This is a genomic window from Rothia sp. HMSC071F11, from assembly GCF_001809115.1.
Classification (GTDB): domain Bacteria; phylum Actinomycetota; class Actinomycetes; order Actinomycetales; family Micrococcaceae; genus Rothia; species Rothia dentocariosa.
Window position 1 is genome coordinate 20,421 of record NZ_KV795754.1, and the last position, 16,964, is coordinate 37,384.

General features: G+C 56.0%; 14 protein-coding genes. 9 read left to right on the top strand and 5 right to left on the bottom strand.

All coding sequences use genetic code 11. The features are described 5' to 3' along the window. Window positions 1-71: 71 nt before the first annotated feature. Complete coding sequence (purB, locus tag HMPREF2554_RS04255) at window positions 72-1,511, bottom strand: adenylosuccinate lyase (RefSeq protein ID WP_070554129.1); 1,440 nt, start codon at window positions 1,509-1,511, stop codon at window positions 72-74. A gap of 434 nt (window positions 1,512-1,945) precedes the next feature. On the opposite strand from purB, the gene HMPREF2554_RS04260 reads away from it, so the two are divergent. The 6 genes from HMPREF2554_RS04260 (at window position 1,946) to HMPREF2554_RS04285 (ending at window position 10,019) form a co-directional block, all read left to right on the top strand. Beyond that, a complete protein-coding gene (locus HMPREF2554_RS04260) occupies window positions 1,946-2,560 on the top strand; it encodes a hypothetical protein (RefSeq protein WP_070554131.1) in 615 nt (204 codons plus the stop codon). A 27-nt stretch (window positions 2,561-2,587) separates the two neighbouring features. Continuing rightward, window positions 2,588-4,765, top strand: a complete 2,178-nt coding sequence (locus tag HMPREF2554_RS04265; RefSeq protein ID WP_070554132.1) for a hypothetical protein — start codon at window positions 2,588-2,590, stop codon at window positions 4,763-4,765. Window positions 4,766-4,851: 86 nt separating this feature from the next. After that, window positions 4,852-5,988 (top strand): histidinol-phosphate transaminase, encoded by a 1,137-nt coding sequence (locus tag HMPREF2554_RS04270; RefSeq protein WP_210396016.1) that lies wholly within the window; start codon window positions 4,852-4,854, stop codon window positions 5,986-5,988. A 297-nt stretch (window positions 5,989-6,285) separates the two neighbouring features. Next, window positions 6,286-7,452 carry a thiamine pyrophosphate-dependent enzyme gene (locus HMPREF2554_RS04275; RefSeq protein ID WP_070554137.1) on the top strand — a complete coding sequence of 389 codons (1,167 nt, stop codon included), beginning with the start codon at window positions 6,286-6,288 and terminating at the stop codon, window positions 7,450-7,452. A 2-nt stretch (window positions 7,453-7,454) separates the two neighbouring features. Further along, window positions 7,455-8,450, top strand: coding sequence for an alpha-ketoacid dehydrogenase subunit beta (locus HMPREF2554_RS04280; protein ID WP_070554140.1), 996 nt, complete (start codon window positions 7,455-7,457; stop codon window positions 8,448-8,450). Window positions 8,451-8,528: 78 nt separating this feature from the next. After that, a complete protein-coding gene (locus tag HMPREF2554_RS04285; protein WP_070554142.1) occupies window positions 8,529-10,019 on the top strand; it encodes a dihydrolipoamide acetyltransferase family protein in 1,491 nt (496 codons plus the stop codon). A gap of 223 nt (window positions 10,020-10,242) precedes the next feature. Here HMPREF2554_RS04285 and HMPREF2554_RS04290 read toward each other — a convergent pair whose 3' ends face one another. The 4 genes from HMPREF2554_RS04290 to HMPREF2554_RS04300 form a co-directional block, all read right to left on the bottom strand. Continuing rightward, window positions 10,243-11,382, bottom strand: coding sequence for a voltage-gated chloride channel family protein (locus tag HMPREF2554_RS04290; protein ID WP_246825997.1), 1,140 nt, complete (start codon window positions 11,380-11,382; stop codon window positions 10,243-10,245). Between the two features lie 107 nt (window positions 11,383-11,489). Beyond that, on the bottom strand, window positions 11,490-12,164 hold the full coding sequence (locus HMPREF2554_RS04295) for a sugar O-acetyltransferase (RefSeq protein WP_070554146.1): 675 nt from the start codon (window positions 12,162-12,164) through the stop codon (window positions 11,490-11,492). Continuing rightward, a complete protein-coding gene (locus HMPREF2554_RS11540; protein ID WP_004005629.1) occupies window positions 12,161-12,313 on the bottom strand; it encodes a hypothetical protein in 153 nt (50 codons plus the stop codon). Before HMPREF2554_RS11540 ends, HMPREF2554_RS04295 begins: the two co-directional genes overlap by 4 nt. A gap of 91 nt (window positions 12,314-12,404) precedes the next feature. Then, window positions 12,405-12,944 (bottom strand): potassium channel protein, encoded by a 540-nt coding sequence (locus tag HMPREF2554_RS04300; RefSeq protein WP_246825998.1) that lies wholly within the window; start codon window positions 12,942-12,944, stop codon window positions 12,405-12,407. Between the two features lie 305 nt (window positions 12,945-13,249). On the opposite strand from HMPREF2554_RS04300, the gene HMPREF2554_RS11985 reads away from it, so the two are divergent. The 3 genes from HMPREF2554_RS11985 (at window position 13,250) to HMPREF2554_RS04310 (ending at window position 16,877) form a co-directional block, all read left to right on the top strand. Continuing rightward, on the top strand, window positions 13,250-13,582 hold the full coding sequence (locus HMPREF2554_RS11985) for an HNH endonuclease (RefSeq protein ID WP_210396018.1): 333 nt from the start codon (window positions 13,250-13,252) through the stop codon (window positions 13,580-13,582). Between the two features lie 157 nt (window positions 13,583-13,739). After that, window positions 13,740-14,861 (top strand): hypothetical protein, encoded by a 1,122-nt coding sequence (locus HMPREF2554_RS04305; RefSeq protein WP_070554150.1) that lies wholly within the window; start codon window positions 13,740-13,742, stop codon window positions 14,859-14,861. Window positions 14,862-15,080: 219 nt separating this feature from the next. Continuing rightward, a complete protein-coding gene (locus tag HMPREF2554_RS04310) occupies window positions 15,081-16,877 on the top strand; it encodes a long-chain-fatty-acid--CoA ligase (protein WP_246825999.1) in 1,797 nt (598 codons plus the stop codon). Window positions 16,878-16,964 lie beyond the last annotated feature (87 nt).

A 16,964-nucleotide genomic window follows, 5' to 3' on the forward strand; every position in this document is an offset into this window, starting at 1 on the left:
GGAAAAACCGCTTTATGTGAATAAAGAGCCTTTTTAGAACGTAGGGGTCGGGAGAAAGGAGCCGAAGGAGTTTAGCCTTGCGCATCCTTCGCGTGATCCACCAGCTGCGCGGCGATGCCGTTGTACGTATGCGGGGTCAAGTTCGACAGCCGCTCCTGCGCCTCGGCCGACAGACCCAGGGTGCCCACAAATTCTTTGAGGCGCACCGCATCCACCCGATGACCGCGTGTAAGCTCCTTCAGGCGCTCATAGGGGTTCTCCATGCCGGGGGTACCCGCGATTGCCTCCGCGCGCATAACCATCTGAATGGCCTCCGCCAGAACCTCCCAATTGGACTCCAGGTCGGCGGCAATAACGTCGGCGGCAATATCGAGGCGCTGCAGACCCTTAATCACATTAGAAATCGCCAGCATCGAATGCCCAAACGCCACGCCAATATTGCGCTGCGCCGAAGAATCGGTCAAATCACGCTGCCAACGCGAAGTCACCAGCGTGGATGCCAGCGAATCGAAGATCGCATTGGAGAGCTCAAGATTAGCTTCCGCATTCTCAAAGCGGATCGGGTTCACCTTATGCGGCATCGTCGAAGAACCCGTTGCACCAGCCACCGGAATCTGGCGGAAGAAGCCAATCGAAATATAGCTCCACACATCGGTGCACAGGTTATGCAGCACGCGGTTGAAATGTGCCACATCAGAGTACAGTTCCGCCTGCCAGTCATGCGATTCGATCTGCGTGGTCAGCGGGTTCCAGCTAAGCCCCAGATGCTCCACGAAACCCCGTGAAATAGCCTGCCAGTCAGCCCCCGGAACCGAGGCGTAATGCGCCGCATAGGTGCCCGTCGCGCCGTTAATCTTGCCCAAAAATTCGGTGGCGGCAACATGGGAAATCTGGCGTTTCAAACGGTACGCCAGCACAGCCATTTCCTTGCCCAGCGTGGTGGGGGTTGCGGGCTGGCCGTGCGTGCGTGAGAGCATCGGAACATCCCTGCCGGTCTCGGCAAGATCCAGCAAAACCTGCACCAGATCGCGGGCGGCAGGAAGCCACACATTCTCGACCGCGTCCTTAATACCCAGGGCGTAGGAGAGGTTATTAATGTCTTCGGAGGTGCACCCAAAATGCACGAGCGGCACCAGATGCCCCAGCCCCAGCGCTTCAAGGCGGCGACCGATATAGTACTCGACGGCCTTCACATCGTGAACAGTGACCGCCTCAATCTCGGCGAGTTCGGTGACGGAATCGGCGTTGAACTCGGTCACGATAGCACGCAAACCGGACTTCTGCTCATCGGTGAGCGGCGTGAGCCCGGGAAGAACAGTATGCTCGCACAGGTATATGAACCATTCGACTTCCACGTGGATGCGGTCGCGGTTCAGTGCGGCTTCGGAGAGATAGTTCGTTAACGGCGCGGTCACAGGGGCGTAACGCCCATCGAGAGGACCGAGCGCGAGATTACTGGTGCCCAGGTCGATTCTTCCCGAGGGCAGGAGCGTGTTTTCAGGGTGAGACATACCTCTATCTTCGCATGTTTTGGCGTAAAAGGTCAGATTGGGTGTCTTCTATGGCGGCTGGGGCGCCGTGTCTGTCTTGGGTGAGGCGTATTGCGGATTCTGGATGTTATTTTCTTTGTTCCGCTAAGGCGTTATTCCGGGGATGCGCGCTCTGCCACGCTTGTGCGGGCCCATGTCATATTCGGTCATGCGAGTGCGCGCATCCAACGAAATCGGGAGAAATAACCTGTGGATAATCAGCGAAAGTGTCCCACTACGGCAGGTTATCCACAGGGCAACGAGAGAGCGGGTATTAACCTGTGCCGAGCCTTCTAGGGTGAAGGTAAACAGGTACAGCAGCCACAGCATCGGTCACGCGCACGGGTACTCAGGCGTACCCGTGCGGCCGCACACCGGGAGCCGCCCGCCGTACACAAAGAGCTAACGAGGAAGACATGACAGCCATCGCACCCGCACCAACGCCCCAGCCGCATACCGGTGATGTTCCCCCGGGCGCGCATCCGCCCACGTCCGCAGATATTCTGCGTGCCGCCGGTGACATGGGGATCGGTACCAGCGCCGCAACCAGTTTTGCGGCGTCTTTGCAAGGGTTAGCGGGGCAGGCGCGCAGTAAGGGTCAGGAACTCGCCGCCAGTTTAGAACAGCATGCTGCGAGCATTCAGACGATGCTTCACAAATCCCACGGTATGCGTGCCGAACACTGGAAATCTTCGGCCGGGAGAGCCTATCGAAACGCGTTAGACCAGCACGAAAAAAGCCTGACCGAAACTCACCAGCAGGTACAGCACGCAGCCGAGGATGCCCGCCGCGCTGGCGAAGAAGTTGCCGCGGCCTTGGAATCCCAAGCAAACACTATTTTGGGCGCCGCCGCCGGATTAGACGGAATGCTCAAAGGCCTGCTGAACACCACCGCCGATACCCTCGAAAACCTGAACCCCGCAGACATCATCAAATCCTCCGGCGCGCTGAACGCTCAGCATGCTTTGGATCAGTTACTCAATTATTCGCAGGTTCCCACCGGGCTCTTACAGAGCTCGGGCATTCACTAATCGCTAGACAATAGGGAAGGACTCACGATGAACACTCCGGGACAACAGATAGCAGCCGGTGGGGACGATAAAACCATTAGCGTTCTGCTGGAAGAGCTGCCGCAGCTCGCACAGAATGTACACCAGCTAGGCGGCGATTGCGGGTCATTACCCCTGCCGATGGGCGGTATCGCGGCGCAGCTCATGCTTTTTCTCGGCACCAACGAGCACGGGCGGCAAGCCTCGGTCATGACCACCTCTGCCGCGGCGACGTTGGGGGAGCGGGCCGTTAAGCTGGAGGCAACCGCCAGCGCAATAGACGCCTGCTCGAAGGGCTACCATCAGGCAGAAGAAGCCGCGAAGGGACTGTTCAACCGTATCGGGCTCACTCAGGACGGGAAGATGCCTAACGGCATGTCGCAGGAAGAGTGGATACGCAACGCGCTCATGCATCCGCAAGGCGCCTTCAACGACATGTGGTCCTGGGAAAAGTACGAGCTTGGATATAGTGCCGCAGAGAGCATTTTCGGGTGGGGTATGCGCAGCGGCAACCCCTATATTATGGGCTTTTCCGCACTGACGGCGATTACCCTCTTCGGGGCGACCGCCTACCAGGATATGCGCGCCAACCCAGAGATGGCGCGCAGACGTATAGCGCGAAAACTCGAAAAAATGGGTATTCCCCGTGAGATAGCCGAACGAATTGTGAACGGGAAAATGCCGTGGCTCGGGAAGAAAGAACAGGACAACAAGAACCGCGGTGAACTCAAGAACTGGCATCGTGATAAGGCAGAACCGACGGATAAAATGCCTCGCACCCGCGCCGAGATCGCCCAGAATATGGAGCGCGTGAGCAAGGGAGACCTCTCGAAAAAATACGAAGGCGAAGATAAAGACGGGAAGGGTTACTCGGGGATTGAGGTACAGGTATACCGAGACCCCCAAACCGGGCGCAAAATCGTATACGCCTATATTCCAGGGACGGACTTTTCCAATAAACCTGGTGAACCCGACGGTATCCAAGGCACCCTGCAAATAGGCGCCGATACACCGAACGCTTCTATACAAGACAGCCATATCATGATGCGTGCCCTAGACCGTGCGCTAAGAGATCAAGGCGTAACCTCAGCCGATGATGTGATTCTTGTGGGACATTCCCAAGGCGCAGCTATCGCCTATAACGCCGCCAATAACAACGAATTTGCCTCACGCTACCACGTGAGCGATGTGTACACTTTTGGCGGCCCCGTACAAGCTTTACCAGACCGAGGAAATAAGACCTTCCGCGTGCATCAAACCAAAGATAAGGGCGATCCTATTCCCGCAATCATTAGCGGCCAGACGTGGCGGGAACGCCCAGGTGACTCGACCGTGATTACTGACCGTAGAAGTTTTCGCCAGGGCGGCGATCCTAAACCACATGAAATGACTCACGATATGAGGTTTTATCGTGAATCATTAGAACGGGATGCTAACGCGCAGAAACCTATGGCGGCTGTCCCTGAAGGTAACTACACCTACGAAGGCGGAAATGTCTATAACGCTACCTCTGAGGGAGGGCCTTCGTTATGGGAGAGCGGAGCCGCAACATTATCAAATGAGCGTGGTGTAAACCCTCAAGTACTTGGAAATATAGGGGTTGACTTGGCCCAAGATAAGGCACGGTCATGGACACCCGATTTTTTGAAACCCAGTATGGATGCGCTTGATCCACGAAAGCCTGTCGATTACACGGACCCGAAGATTTCGGGACTACCCGCACCAGTGCAGAACCCCGGCACCACAGATACCCAACACTCACCCGCAGCATGGCATGCGCCCGAGTCGCTGGAGAACATATCGGGGCCAAAACCCATGCCGTACAGCCATCATGGGGAGGGGATCATACCCTCCGGGGCAGGTTCCCACGCCGAACCGTATTATGCGCCGCGCCTGCTGGGTGACCTGCATCTGCCCAAGTTCGACATACCTCACGGCACGGGCGGAGGCGAAAACCTGCTGCCGAACCTTGACCTGAAAACACAGGAAGGATACCTGCCGCCGCTGGGGGAGCACCTGATGAACAACCCCGCCGAGGCACCGCGCCTGCACATACCGCAGAATCAGTTGCAGCCCGATGGTGAGACCGTAACCCCCGCCGATACCGGTAGCCGTATGCCCACCATCACCCCAGGCCCCGAGATGCGCACCTCACACGACCCCAGGCTCCTGGGCGCACCGGCGTAAACGCAACCGCGCCCGATCGGCAGAAACCCGCGTGACCTAGCGCAAAAATCCGGGGCGGGGAGGAGAGCGAGCACTATACTGTGGATATGAGTGAATCACACCAACCGCAGACATCACCGATTCCCCCGCGCCATATTTTTGCGAACCTTCCAGCCTACGTGGCAGGAAAACCCGCGCCGAAGGTTGCCGGGCTAAACCAGTACAAACTATCTTCCAACGAGAACCCTCTCGGACCCGTACCCAAGGTCGCCGAAATTCTCAGCACCTTCGATGCGGTACACCGCTACCCAGACCCGCTCTCAACCAAGCTGCGTGAAGCGCTTGCCAAGCGGTTCAACCTAGATGCCGAGAATATCGTGACAGGCGCCGGAAGCCTGGGCGCACTCAACCAGATTCTCAAAGCGTTTGCCGGAGTCGATGTCGACGGCGTGCAGGACGAAGTCATATACGCTTGGCGTTCCTTTGAGGCATACCCCATTCTGGTGGGGCTGCTGGGCGCAAAAAGTGTGCAGATTCCGAACCTGCCCAACGGCGCCCACGACCTGCAGGGAATGCTCGATGCGATCACCGACCGCACCCGCGTGATCCTGGTGTGCACCCCTAATAACCCCACCGGGCCCGCCGTCACCGAAAAACAAATCCGCGAGTTCCTAGCGCAGGTGCCCCCTCATATCGTGGTGGTGCTCGACGAAGCATATTTCGAGTTCTGCACGGTATCACCCGTACCCGACGGGGAAGATGCGCCGCTGGACGGTTTGCGCCTGTACCGTGAATACCCGAACGTGATCGTGCTCAGAACCTTCTCGAAAGCACAGGGACTTGCAGGGCTTCGCGTGGGGTACTCGGTATCGCATCCGCAGCTGACCCAGTATTTGCGGGTGAGCGCCACAACCTTTGCCGTTACCGCCGTGGCAGAGGCCGCCGCCGTCGCCTCCATAGAACATGAAGATCAGGTGATGGAACGTGTGCAACACCTGGTGTCCGAGCGTGAGCGCGTGGTTGCCCGGCTGCACGAGCTGGGGTACAACATACCGCAAACCTACGCCAACTTCGTGTGGCTCCCCCTGGGAGAACACACCGCAGAATTTACCGAACTGGCGCGCGCTAACGCCCTAGCGGTTCGAGCTTTCGACTCTGAGGGCGTGCGGGTGAGCATCGGCGAAGACGAGGCAAATGACCGCTTCATCAGCATCTGCGAGCAGTTCCCGCAGAGAAGAGTCTAAACTCCCTCAACTCGCGGGGTTGAGCTATGTCGCCGAGGGCTCGGGAAGAGACCGTGTGGGTTCTCGGCGACAACACTTAGAATGCTCCTCGCTCACGTAAGTATTCCGTGAATCAACATGCACACAGAAACGGTGCATTACGCCAGAAGGAAAGCATAGAAAACCGCACAATCAACCTTCACTTCGTTCTTAAGCGAGTAAAATAAGAGGAAATATGCCCAAGCCTTCCGCCCCGCGCGCAGAAACTCTCTGCGCACGCCCGGCGTGAAGGACAGCTCGTATCTGCGTGGAGGATTGATGCACGAGAACGAAAAATATCCGGGAGTACCCGAACGCATCCAGCTGATGGATGAGAACGGCAAGGTGCACGAGAACCCCACCTTCAGCTCTTATGTGCAGGACGTAGACGCAGAACAGCTTCGCGAAGCCTACCGCCTGATGTACATCACCCGCCGTATCGATGACGAAGGAACGGCACTTCAGAGGCAAGGGCAAATGGCTCTATGGGCGCCCAGTCGCGGGCAGGAAGCGGCGCAGATCGGCTCCGCACTGGCATTCGCCCCCAACGACTATATTTTTCCCTCCTACCGTGAACACGCGGTCGCCTTCGCCCGCGGCGTAGATTTTCGCGAACTCATCACGATTTTCCGCGGTTCACAAACCCACGGGTGGGACCCTAAAAAACATAACTTCCACGTCTACACCAAAGTGCTTGCCGCACAAGTTACGCATGCGGTCGGTTACGCTATGGGCCTGAACTTTGATGCCGATATTGCGGTGGAAACCGGGCAGCTGCAGACAGGCCAAGGGCAGGCCACCAACCCCGAGAATGACACCGTGAAACCCGCCGTCGGCGTCTACTTCGGCGACGGTTCCTCCACCGAAGGCGAAGTCCACGAGGCGATGGTCTTTGCCGCATCCTACGATGCCCCCGTACTCTTCTTCGTACAAAACAACCGCTGGGCTATTTCGGTACCCTTCGACGTGCAGTCGCGCGTGCCCATCTCAACCCGCGCCCAAGGCTACGGCTTTGAAGGACTGCGCGTTGACGGCAACGATGCGCTCGGCACCCTCGCCGTCACCCGCTACGCGCTTGATAAAATCCGCCGCGGCGAAGGCCCCGTACTGATCGAAGCAGAAACATACCGCCTGGGCCCGCATACCACCGCCGACGACCCCACCAAATACCGTGACGACGAAGAACTCCAGCAGTATCTGAACGCAGACCCGCTGATTCGCCTGGAAAAACATCTGCGCGAGAACGGGCACGCAGATGATGCCTTCTTCGAAAAACTCTCCGAAGAAGCACAAGAGCTTGCCACCGGAGTACGCGAGGCGGCGATTGCCTCCGAACCCTATGAATTCGACCGATTCTTCGACCGCGCCTACGCCGAAGAACACCTTCAGGTAGAAGAAGAACGCGAGTTCTACCGCAACTACGTCGCAGGTTTCGAGGAGGACTAAGAATGAGCGAGCAGAATGCACAGGTTGAGCGCCTAACCCTGGCGAAAGCGATCACTCGCGGCCTCGACGATGCGATGGCAGATAACCGCAAAGTCGTGCTGATCGGTGAAGATATCGGCAAACTCGGCGGCGTATACCGCGTAACCGAAGGGCTTCTGGCGAAGCACGGGCAGAAGCGCGTGATGGATTCTCCCCTCGGAGAGGCCGGTATTGTGGGTACCTCCATCGGCATGGCGATGCGCGGCTATCGGCCCGTAGCCGAGATTCAGTTCGACGGGTTCGTCTTCCCCGCCTACAACCAGATCACCACCCAGCTCGCCAAAATCCACAACCGCAGCGACAAAAAATACGTTGTTCCGGTTACGATACGTATTCCCTACGGTGGTGTAATCGGGGCGGTCGAGCATCACTCAGAATCGCCCGAGGCGCTGTTCGCGCACACCGCCGGGCTGCGCATCGTAACACCGTCCTCACCGCATGATGCCTACTGGATGACCCGCAAATCCATTGAATGCGACGACCCGGTGATTATTTTCGAGCCCAAACGCCGCTACTGGCTCAAGGGCGAGGTGAATTTTGCAGACACCGACTTTGACCCGTTCCAGGCGCAGGTGGTGCGCGAAGGCACAGACGCGACCATCGTGGCATACGGTCCGCTGGTGCCAGTAGCGCTCGCCGCCGCAGAGGCCGCCGTCGAAGATGGGCGCTCGATTGAAGTCATTGACCTGCGGTCGATCTCCCCGATGGATGTGCCCACCGTCGCCGCATCCGTGGTGAAGACCGGGCGCCTGATTGTTGCCCACGAAGCGCCGACCTTCGGGGGCATGGGCGGCGAACTTGCCGCCGCGATCACCGAGCGCTGCTTCTACAGTCTGCAGGCTCCGGTGCTGCGTGTGGGCGGTTACTATATTCCGTACCCGGTACCGCGCACGGAGGACGAATATGTGCCCGATATTGACCGTATTCTCGAAGCCGTTGATCGCTCATTTGAATACTAAACCCGTATATTCCATATTCCTTATATAACCCGCGAAGAATATTCCCGACAGGCTATATTCCCTAGCGAAAGGCATAAAATGTCCCAGATTTTTAATCTCCCCGATGTAGGTGAAGGTCTTACCGAGGCTGAGATCCTCACCTGGAAAGTCAGCGTTGGCAGCGAGGTCAGCATCAATGATGTTCTCGTCGAAATCGAAACCGCAAAATCCGTTGTGGAACTGCCCTCGCCCTACACCGGCACCGTGGAGAAGATTCTGGTGAGCGAGGGCGAGACGATCGAAGTCGGGACGCCTATTATCGCGATCTCCGGCAGTGCCGCATCCACCGCAGACAAACCGCAGGATGCGCTCGCCGCATCCGCTGATGAGGATGAGAGCGGTAACCAGGCACTCGTGGGTTCGGGACCCAAGGCCGATTCGGTGAAACGCCGCGCCCGCAAGCGCCCCGCATCCGCAACGGCTCAGCATGCCGCGCCGCAGGTCCAGGCTTCGCCCGCTCAGGAGATGCCGGTGGCGCATACCCCCTCGTCACCCGAGCCGCGCAATCAGGGGCTTTTCAGCGAGCTTGCCGAACGCGCCTCCAAATTCGTGGAAAACAGCCCGTTCAATACGGTGGTGCAGCGTTTCCAAGGCGGGGCTGAGGGGTCCGTCGTAACCGCACAGCCGACGCAGGGGCCGGTGCCGCATCGCCCATCGCTGGCTGCGCCCCCTGTGCGGTTGGCGGCAAAGGAGCTGGGCGTCGATCTGGCGAATGTGACCGCCACCGGCTCGCGCGGACAGGTGACGAAACAAGACCTGTTGAACTATGTGGCGCATCTTAACGATGTGCAGGAGTCCACGAGCCAGCGTTTCTGGGAGTCCCCGTCCGCACAGGGCGACCGCATGCAGCATATTCCGGTGCGTGGGGTGCGCAAGGCAACCGCGAAGGCTATGGTTTCTTCGGCGTTTAGCGCCCCGCACGTGTCGATTTTCGTGGACGTGGATGCTTCGCGCACCATGGAATTTATCAAGCGTTTGAAGAAGTCGCGCCATTTCGAGGGTGTGAAGGTAACTCCGTTGCTGGTGCTTGCCGCCGCCGTGATTTGGGCGGCTGAACGGAACCCCCAGGTGAACGCTACGTGGACGGACAGCGAGATTCAGATCAAGCGTTTTATGAACTTGGGTATTGCGGCGGCGACCCCGCGCGGGCTGATGGTGCCGAATATCAAGGACGCGCAGGAGCTCTCTCTGCGTGAGCTGGCGATCGCCTTGAATAACCTGACGACTCGCGCCCGTGAGGGGAAGACCCAGCCCGCCGAGATGGCGAATGGAACCCTGACGATTACGAATATCGGTTCGCTTGGTATCGATACAGGGACCCCGATTATCAACCCCGGCGAGGTGGCGATCGTTGCCTTCGGCACGATTAAGCAGAAGCCCTGGGTGGTTGATGGTGAGGTTATTCCGCGCTGGGTAACCACGCTGGGCGGTTCTTTCGATCATCGCGTGGTAGACGGCGACCTCTCGGCGCGTTTCATGGCGGATGTTGCCGCGATTCTTGAAGAGCCCGCTATGCTTTTGGATATGTAGCGCTTACAAGTACAGTAACGCTCAAGGGCGCCGAAGGATTCTCTTCTTTCGGCGCCCTAGTGTATTTGGGGGGGGTCTTTGAACCACGCATATTCTGTTTCTGGAATATTCCCGAGTTGGCATATAGCCATATCGTGCACACAAAAATGGGGGCAGGGTTTTCATGTCGTCACGAAACCCTGCCCCGATCGCTATATTCCCTATGGGTTATATGCCTGAAGCGTTATAACTCCTGGTCCACATAGTTTTGTGCATAGCGTTCCACACGACGGTGATAGATGCCGCCCATCAGGCCGCCCAGAACCGAGGCGATGAAGGTGATGCAGAGAACCAACGCAACCGAAAGAATAGCGCTTGCCGTACCGTGCTGCGTATACCACTGCACGGAAAGGTTTGCGGAGCCTCCCTGGAAAACCTGGGGCGTGAAATAGGTGAGCAGGCTTGCCGCAAACATGATCATGACCTGCCACAGCCACACCGAAATGCCCTGCTTTGCGCTGGAGAACCGCGCCATGCGACCAGCCACATACCCGCCGATGCAGTACGCCACCAGGTACGCGGCACCGGTTCCGATACCCTGCCAGAGAGCGAGTGCATCGTTCCCCGAGAATAACCCGCGCACAATAGGAGCCATGGAATCGTAGGGGGTGCCGTGATTAGCCTCGACCACAATCGCTGTAACCCAGAGCAAAAACTGCAAAACACCCATTGCGGCGAACCAGCCCATCAACCCGGGGATAACCTGAAGTCGTCCGTAGCGTGCTTTCTGAAGCTCGAATGCAGTTGCCGCCGTGAGAATGGGGGCGTGCTCGTCGGTATCTTCACCGTCTTCTATGAGGTAATTTTGCGCGGGGGAAGGAGCGGACACGGCTACGATGGCATCACTGTCGCCGCCTTCCCTAGGCGTTGTGGGATGCTCGGGGAGCGGGGGAAGCGCCTCCGTACTGTAGGTAACCATGCTGCTGGGCACGGCGGGGCGCAGCTGATCCACGGAGTCGCTGCCGGCAGACTCGTCGGAATCTTCTAACCAGCCGAAGGAAGAATCGCCATCGCGCGAACGATCATTGGCGGTACCCGCATCAGTCTTCACCTGCGCATTGGCGGTTGAAGAGCTTTCCTCAAGATATTTCCGCTGGTCGGCGGCAGAGAGAGGACGGGTTTTCTCTTCGGCTATATCATCGACCGGTACATCCTTGGGGGAGAGCACAACGGTCGGGTCGTCGCTCTCAAAAGCGGCGTCCCATGCGTCATGAGAGTTCTCCCGAAGCTCACTCTGGTTCGTTTTATTCTTCGCGTGAGCGGTATTTTCTTCAGCAGGGGTATTGCGATGGGGACCTGAGGTATTCTTTGGGGTAGATGTCATGGTCTCCTCCATATCGGTGGTTGGCATCTGAGAATTTTTATCTATATATGCTCATAAAAACCGTGGCGCTTGTGGCGCTCAGTTTAAGGGTCGGAAGTTGAGCGATATTAAAAGTTATCAGCTTCAAGGCGCGCATAAAACTCCTGCGCCTGCGTCATTTCCTCTTCGCTATATTGGTGCGGATGCGCCGGTCGCTGTTGCGGGTCAATCGTGCGGATAATGCGCGCCGGATTACCGGCGACGATCGTGTTCTCGGGAACGTCTTTCGTGACCACAGACCCCGCCCCGATTACCGCGTTTTCGCCTATTGTGACGCCTCCAAGAATAATGGCTCCGCCGCCTATCCACACGTTATTGCCCACCGTGATCGGCAGGGCGCCCTCCCAAAAATTGATGCGATCCTGAACATTAATCGGGTGGGTGGGGGTGAGGAACTGGCAGCCGGGGCCGACGAACACATAGTCGCCGATGGTAATGGGGGCTACGTCTAGGAACGTGGTGTTGAAATTGAAGAAACAATACTTGCCGATATGGGTATTGACTCCAAAATCGAAGGCAACCGGCGGGCGCATCTGGGTATGCTCACCCAGGCTGCCCAAGTAGTCGCGGAGTACATGCATGCCGTGGGCGTGCTCGCCGCGCGCATAGTACTGCTCGAAAAATTTGACCGCCTGGTAGATGGAATCGCCGACTTGCTTATTCTCCTCGGTAAAGCGGTAGGCTTTGCCCGCCGTCATACGTTCAAAAGCCTCGCTGAGGTTCTGGCGGTTGGGCTTGCTCATGAGTGAGTCCCTCCCATCCAGAAGTACATGATGAGGATAATCGCTAAGCCGATGAGAATCACGATGCCGCCCAGAATGGCGAAGCGTTTCGAGATTTCTCGGAGCAGCTTTTTAAACTGCTCGTCGGTAATGTCATGCCTGTTGCTCATACACCTAGTATCTCAGAAAGGCCCCACCGGATGCAGGCTTGCTGCATAGTGCCCTCAACTAGGGCTTGAACGCAGGGAACTGGGCTAGGTGCTAGAACTGAACTGTGCTCTGGCGGCGGCGAGAAAACACACGCACGAGCACGGTGATAAAGACAATGCAGAGCGTAAAGTCGATGAGGGTAACAGCCTGTTCGAGCCAGTAAGCAATTATATATACAGCGTTTGCACCTTCGAGATAATGACCGATACCGTTCGGGTGATACAGAATCCCTAAGAAGATAAGCATGAGGAGGTCAATCCCATGATGCAGCGCACCTACGATATTGGCTCCAAGGATAAACCCTAGATATCGTGACCGCAGATAAAATACTGTCGCGGTGATCTGCAGAGCCCAGTAGAGCACAGTAACGAGGATAGGTGATGATGTATATACCGGGAAATAATTGAGAGAACTCGGATAAAAGATGGCAAGAAAAGTCTGAACCATGAGCGCAAGCGTTATACCTGCTAATCCCAAACGCATGCCATAGAGTTTCCGGAGGGGAAGAGCCGGGCGTGCGGTGCCTGCTGCTGAGATCTGCGAGCTCGAATTCTGGTGTGTGGGATTATTGCCGAAAGACTTCTCACTCATATTTTCCACCGTAACATTGCGATGTGTGCTGATGCATGTGGTGTACGTCGTTGTATATCGAGATGCTTCTGGAATACGTGGTGGTATGGGAGGGGAGAGTTAGACCGGAATGTCATTCGATAGAGGGCAGAGGAGAAATATGAGAAAGTTCGTGCGCAGCGAGGGGACGGTGCAGGGATTTTCTTTACTATTCGTCTGTAAAACATGGCAACGGCCCATTATGCTGTGAAGTGTAGAGATGGAAAGTATAAGAAAACAGCGCATATGATTCGTACAAAAAGGGACTGTTGGATGGAACTATGACGATGGAGTCATTCTCTGATGACGAAAAAGTAAAATTCCATCGGGGACATATATGCTCATATTGCGGAAGCTCGGAAAGAATAACTTTTGATCATGTGATTCCACGATCTCGCAATGGGCATGATTCTGGCGACAATATGGTAGCGGAATGTCGTACATGTAATAGTCTGAAAAGGGACAAAGACTTTCTAGCTTGGTGCATTCAGCGGCATGAATTCCCGCATTTAATGGTGCTTCGGAGGTATCTCAAAATCGCTGTGCAGATATACTGCGATGCTGAAGTTATGGGCTGCTTTCTTGACGATCCCAGATTTGTAGGTATTCCGAATCCTTGACGATATTCCGACTAAATTCCCTGTGCCTGCGGATTTGAGGCTGTAAAATGTTTTGGTTTAAATATGGTGTTTATGGGTCTGTTAGGTTATGGTTGCAACTATACGGCGTTTAAGCTATTCTCAATACATGGTTTAAATTTACAGATAAGGAGAATCTATGAAATGGTGGGACTGGAGTGAACCAGCATTTACCTTTGCTTTTATTACCATCGTTATAGCTTTTCTTTCCTTCCTCGCTACTGTAGCTATCCCTATTGGTTTATGGAAACTTGGTAAGAAAGGGAGTGAAGACACTCAGAAAGTTCTTGATGAGATAAAAGGGTTTGTATACAACCAGAGGTTAGAGCATCTCATGGAACGTTTGGTGGAATCTCGGAATCGTCAAATGGTTACTCTTTTCGGTCGGGAAATTCGGAAGTGGCCAGAGGGTTCTGATAGGGATAAACTTGCCCGGTTATATTGGAGTAATCCCGTTACTCCGCTACCCAAAAATAATTTCTCGGAGGTATGTGTGGAGTGCATTAAGGGTAGCTTGCTGGAACGATGCAGGATTCGGGGAAACTGTAGTGAACGTGAATTAGAATCCTTTATCGAAAGGCTACAGCAGAAAAATCTAGATGTGCCTTATGGTAGTTTTGCTGAAGTGTACACAGATCCTGAGTCTGCATTTTGTCTCGATAAGGGAGAAGGGCTTCAATTCTATCGCGAGCTTGTAAGGAGTATTCCTGAGCTGTCTAGCTATCTAATAGGTTATGCTGGTTTGCCGGTTTTAAAGGATTCCCAATATGGTGGCTTTAAAGCCAATGTTCTGACGGGTGTTCTTCTAGGAAGCTTGGAGAATATTGCAAATAACAATATGAAGAGTGACTCTCCGAAAGGATATAAATACACTCTCCTGAGTTCTTTAGCCAATGGAATGTATGGTGGTGGCCTATTCTATGGTTTGGGAGAATGGGATAACTCTCGATATTCAGATACTATTACGTGGCTTGCTGCATTGATAGTAGAGACTCTGGGAAGTGTTTCGAAAACTTCTTCACAGGATGAGCAGCATCTTATGATGCGTTCTATTCAGATATTACCTTCTATAGTAAGTCGAATTCATCAGCAAGCATTAAAAGATGGCCTTTCCTCAAAACCTGAATGGGGATTGGATGATGAGCGTGTCTATCGTGGCGTTGAAGCACTGAAGATTAATCAGCCCGCTCTATGGAAACAATATGGCCAAGATATAGAGACAGAGCTAGATAAAATGGGAACTTCTTGGCGCAATCCTTAACTCCTTATACTATGCGCAAGACTTGTATGGCATGTATAACTAAGGGAGCTTTGGGAGCTTACAAGATCTCTCCGCCGCGAGCAGATAGTATTTCGACGAGAAGATAGCAATCCGTTATCTTCTCGTCGAAATACTATCTGCTCGCGGAACGAACGCAGAATGGATGCGTGAAGCGCGTCGCGGGTTGAGCGAAACACTCTCAGCAGGCACAATCGAAGCATGACTGACCCGCAATATCACGACTCGCATCCGCAGGATGCCCAAGCCTCCACGCAGGAATCTCAAAGACCCGCACCCGCGCAACCTACGCCTGATGCCGCTTCCGGGCAGAACCCGCTGGCGCATCGCCCCTGGCTCAAAAACTATTCACCCGGCGTCGCCGTAGACGTTCACCTGCCCGAAACCTCGCTGAGCCACCTGATTGACGATGCTGTCCGCGAGGTTCCCCACAAGGTCGCCCTCGAATTTTTCGGTGCAACCACCACCTATGCCGAACTTGGCAGTCATATCGACCGCGCCGCCGAAGGGCTGCGCCTGGCCGGGGTGCAGGCGGGGGATCGGGTCGCCCTGATTCTGCCCAACTGCCCGCAGCATATTATTGCCTTCTACGCGATTCTGCGCCTGGGCGCGATCGTCGTGGAACATAACCCCCTTTACACCGGCGCCGAGCTCCGGCATATGTTCGAGGACCACGGCGCGAAGGCCGCCATCGTGTGGGATAAGATTTCTGGGCATATTACGGGCCTTCCCGACGATATTAGACCGGCGCATATTTACGCCGTGAACCTTATCAAAGCGATGCCCGCTCTCACCCGCGCGGCGCTCAAACTGCCGGTCAAAAAGGCGCGCGAATCCCGCGAAAAACTTGAAGGAGCCGCCCCCGGAACCACAAGCTGGGCGCAGCTGCTCAAGAGCCCGCCGATCGACCCCGACTTTAAACGGCCCACCGCTCACGACGTAGCGCTCTTGCAGTACACCTCCGGCACCACCGGGCTACCCAAGGGCGTGATGCTCACCCACCGCAACCTCGAATCGAACGGGCGCATGGGTGAAGCCTGGATTCAGCCCGGCGACGACGAAAGCATCTACTCGGTGCTGCCGCTCTTCCACGCCTACGGCATGACCTTGGGCGTAACGATTGCGGCGCTGTGCCGTGCCCGGCTGGTGCTCTTCCCAACCGTCGATATGGGCCTGATTACTAAGGCGATGAAGAAGACCCGCCCCACGATTCTGCCCGCAGTACCGCCGGTCTACCGCCGCCTGATGGATGTCGCCAAAGAGCAGGGCATCTCGCTGCAGGGCGTTCGCTATGCTGTTTCAGGCGCCATGAACCTGCCACCCGAGCTGGTGGCAGAGTGGGAGGACGCATCCGGCGGGTACATGGTTGAGGGGTACGGGCTGACTGAGTGTGCGCCGCTCGTCTCATGCAATCCGCTCAACGATACGCGCCGCGCCGGGTCAATCGGTATTCCCTTCCCCTCGACCGATATTCGCGTGGTAGATCCCGAAACCCTTCAGGATGTGCCGCTCGGTGAAGAGGGAGAACTGTGGGTTCACGGCCCGCAGTGTTTCGCCGGGTACTGGAAACGCGAAGAAGACACGCAGAAAACCATTACGGCTGACGGCTGGCTGCGCACCGGCGATATTGTGCGCCTGGACGAAGACTACTTCATTCAGATCGTAGATCGCATTAAGGAAGTCATCATTACCGGCGGGTTCAACGTTTCGCCCACCGAAGTGGAAACCGCCCTGAAACAGCACGATTCCGTGGCGGATGCGGCGGTTGTGGGCATCCCGCAGGCCAGCGGGGGAGAGATGGTGGTCGCCGCCGTGATTCCCGCCGAAGGGCATGCGGTTGATGAACATGCGCTGCGCGAGCACTGCTATGCGCGCGTGACCCGCTATAAGGTGCCGCGCAGGGTTATGGCGGTGGACGATCTGCCCCGGTCGATGCTCGGCAAGATTCTGCGCCGCAAGGTACGTGAACAGTTAATTGCCAGCGGGGAGCTTGATTAAAAACACACTCTGGCACAACTGCGAGTTCGAGCGTCACGGCAGAAGACTGTCTGTCATACCTCTTGTATGACTCTGAATCCTTAGTTA

What these genes read in the sequence shown, in the direction of transcription:
- purB (WP_070554129.1), bottom strand. Translation starts at nt 1,511, where the DNA reads ATGTCTCACCCTGAAAACACGCTCCTGCCCTCGGGAAGAATCGACCTG.
- HMPREF2554_RS04260 (WP_070554131.1), top strand. Translation starts at nt 1,946, where the DNA reads ATGACAGCCATCGCACCCGCACCAACGCCCCAGCCGCATACCGGTGAT.
- HMPREF2554_RS04265 (WP_070554132.1), top strand. Translation starts at nt 2,588, where the DNA reads ATGAACACTCCGGGACAACAGATAGCAGCCGGTGGGGACGATAAAACC.
- HMPREF2554_RS04270 (WP_210396016.1), top strand. Translation starts at nt 4,852, where the DNA reads ATGAGTGAATCACACCAACCGCAGACATCACCGATTCCCCCGCGCCAT.
- HMPREF2554_RS04275 (WP_070554137.1), top strand. Translation starts at nt 6,286, where the DNA reads ATGCACGAGAACGAAAAATATCCGGGAGTACCCGAACGCATCCAGCTG.
- HMPREF2554_RS04280 (WP_070554140.1), top strand. Translation starts at nt 7,455, where the DNA reads ATGAGCGAGCAGAATGCACAGGTTGAGCGCCTAACCCTGGCGAAAGCG.
- HMPREF2554_RS04285 (WP_070554142.1), top strand. Translation starts at nt 8,529, where the DNA reads ATGTCCCAGATTTTTAATCTCCCCGATGTAGGTGAAGGTCTTACCGAG.
- HMPREF2554_RS04290 (WP_246825997.1), bottom strand. Translation starts at nt 11,382, where the DNA reads ATGACATCTACCCCAAAGAATACCTCAGGTCCCCATCGCAATACCCCT.
- HMPREF2554_RS04295 (WP_070554146.1), bottom strand. Translation starts at nt 12,164, where the DNA reads ATGAGCAAGCCCAACCGCCAGAACCTCAGCGAGGCTTTTGAACGTATG.
- HMPREF2554_RS11540 (WP_004005629.1), bottom strand. Translation starts at nt 12,313, where the DNA reads ATGAGCAACAGGCATGACATTACCGACGAGCAGTTTAAAAAGCTGCTC.
- HMPREF2554_RS04300 (WP_246825998.1), bottom strand. Translation starts at nt 12,944, where the DNA reads ATGAGTGAGAAGTCTTTCGGCAATAATCCCACACACCAGAATTCGAGC.
- HMPREF2554_RS11985 (WP_210396018.1), top strand. Translation starts at nt 13,250, where the DNA reads ATGGAGTCATTCTCTGATGACGAAAAAGTAAAATTCCATCGGGGACAT.
- HMPREF2554_RS04305 (WP_070554150.1), top strand. Translation starts at nt 13,740, where the DNA reads ATGAAATGGTGGGACTGGAGTGAACCAGCATTTACCTTTGCTTTTATT.
- HMPREF2554_RS04310 (WP_246825999.1), top strand. Translation starts at nt 15,081, where the DNA reads ATGACTGACCCGCAATATCACGACTCGCATCCGCAGGATGCCCAAGCC.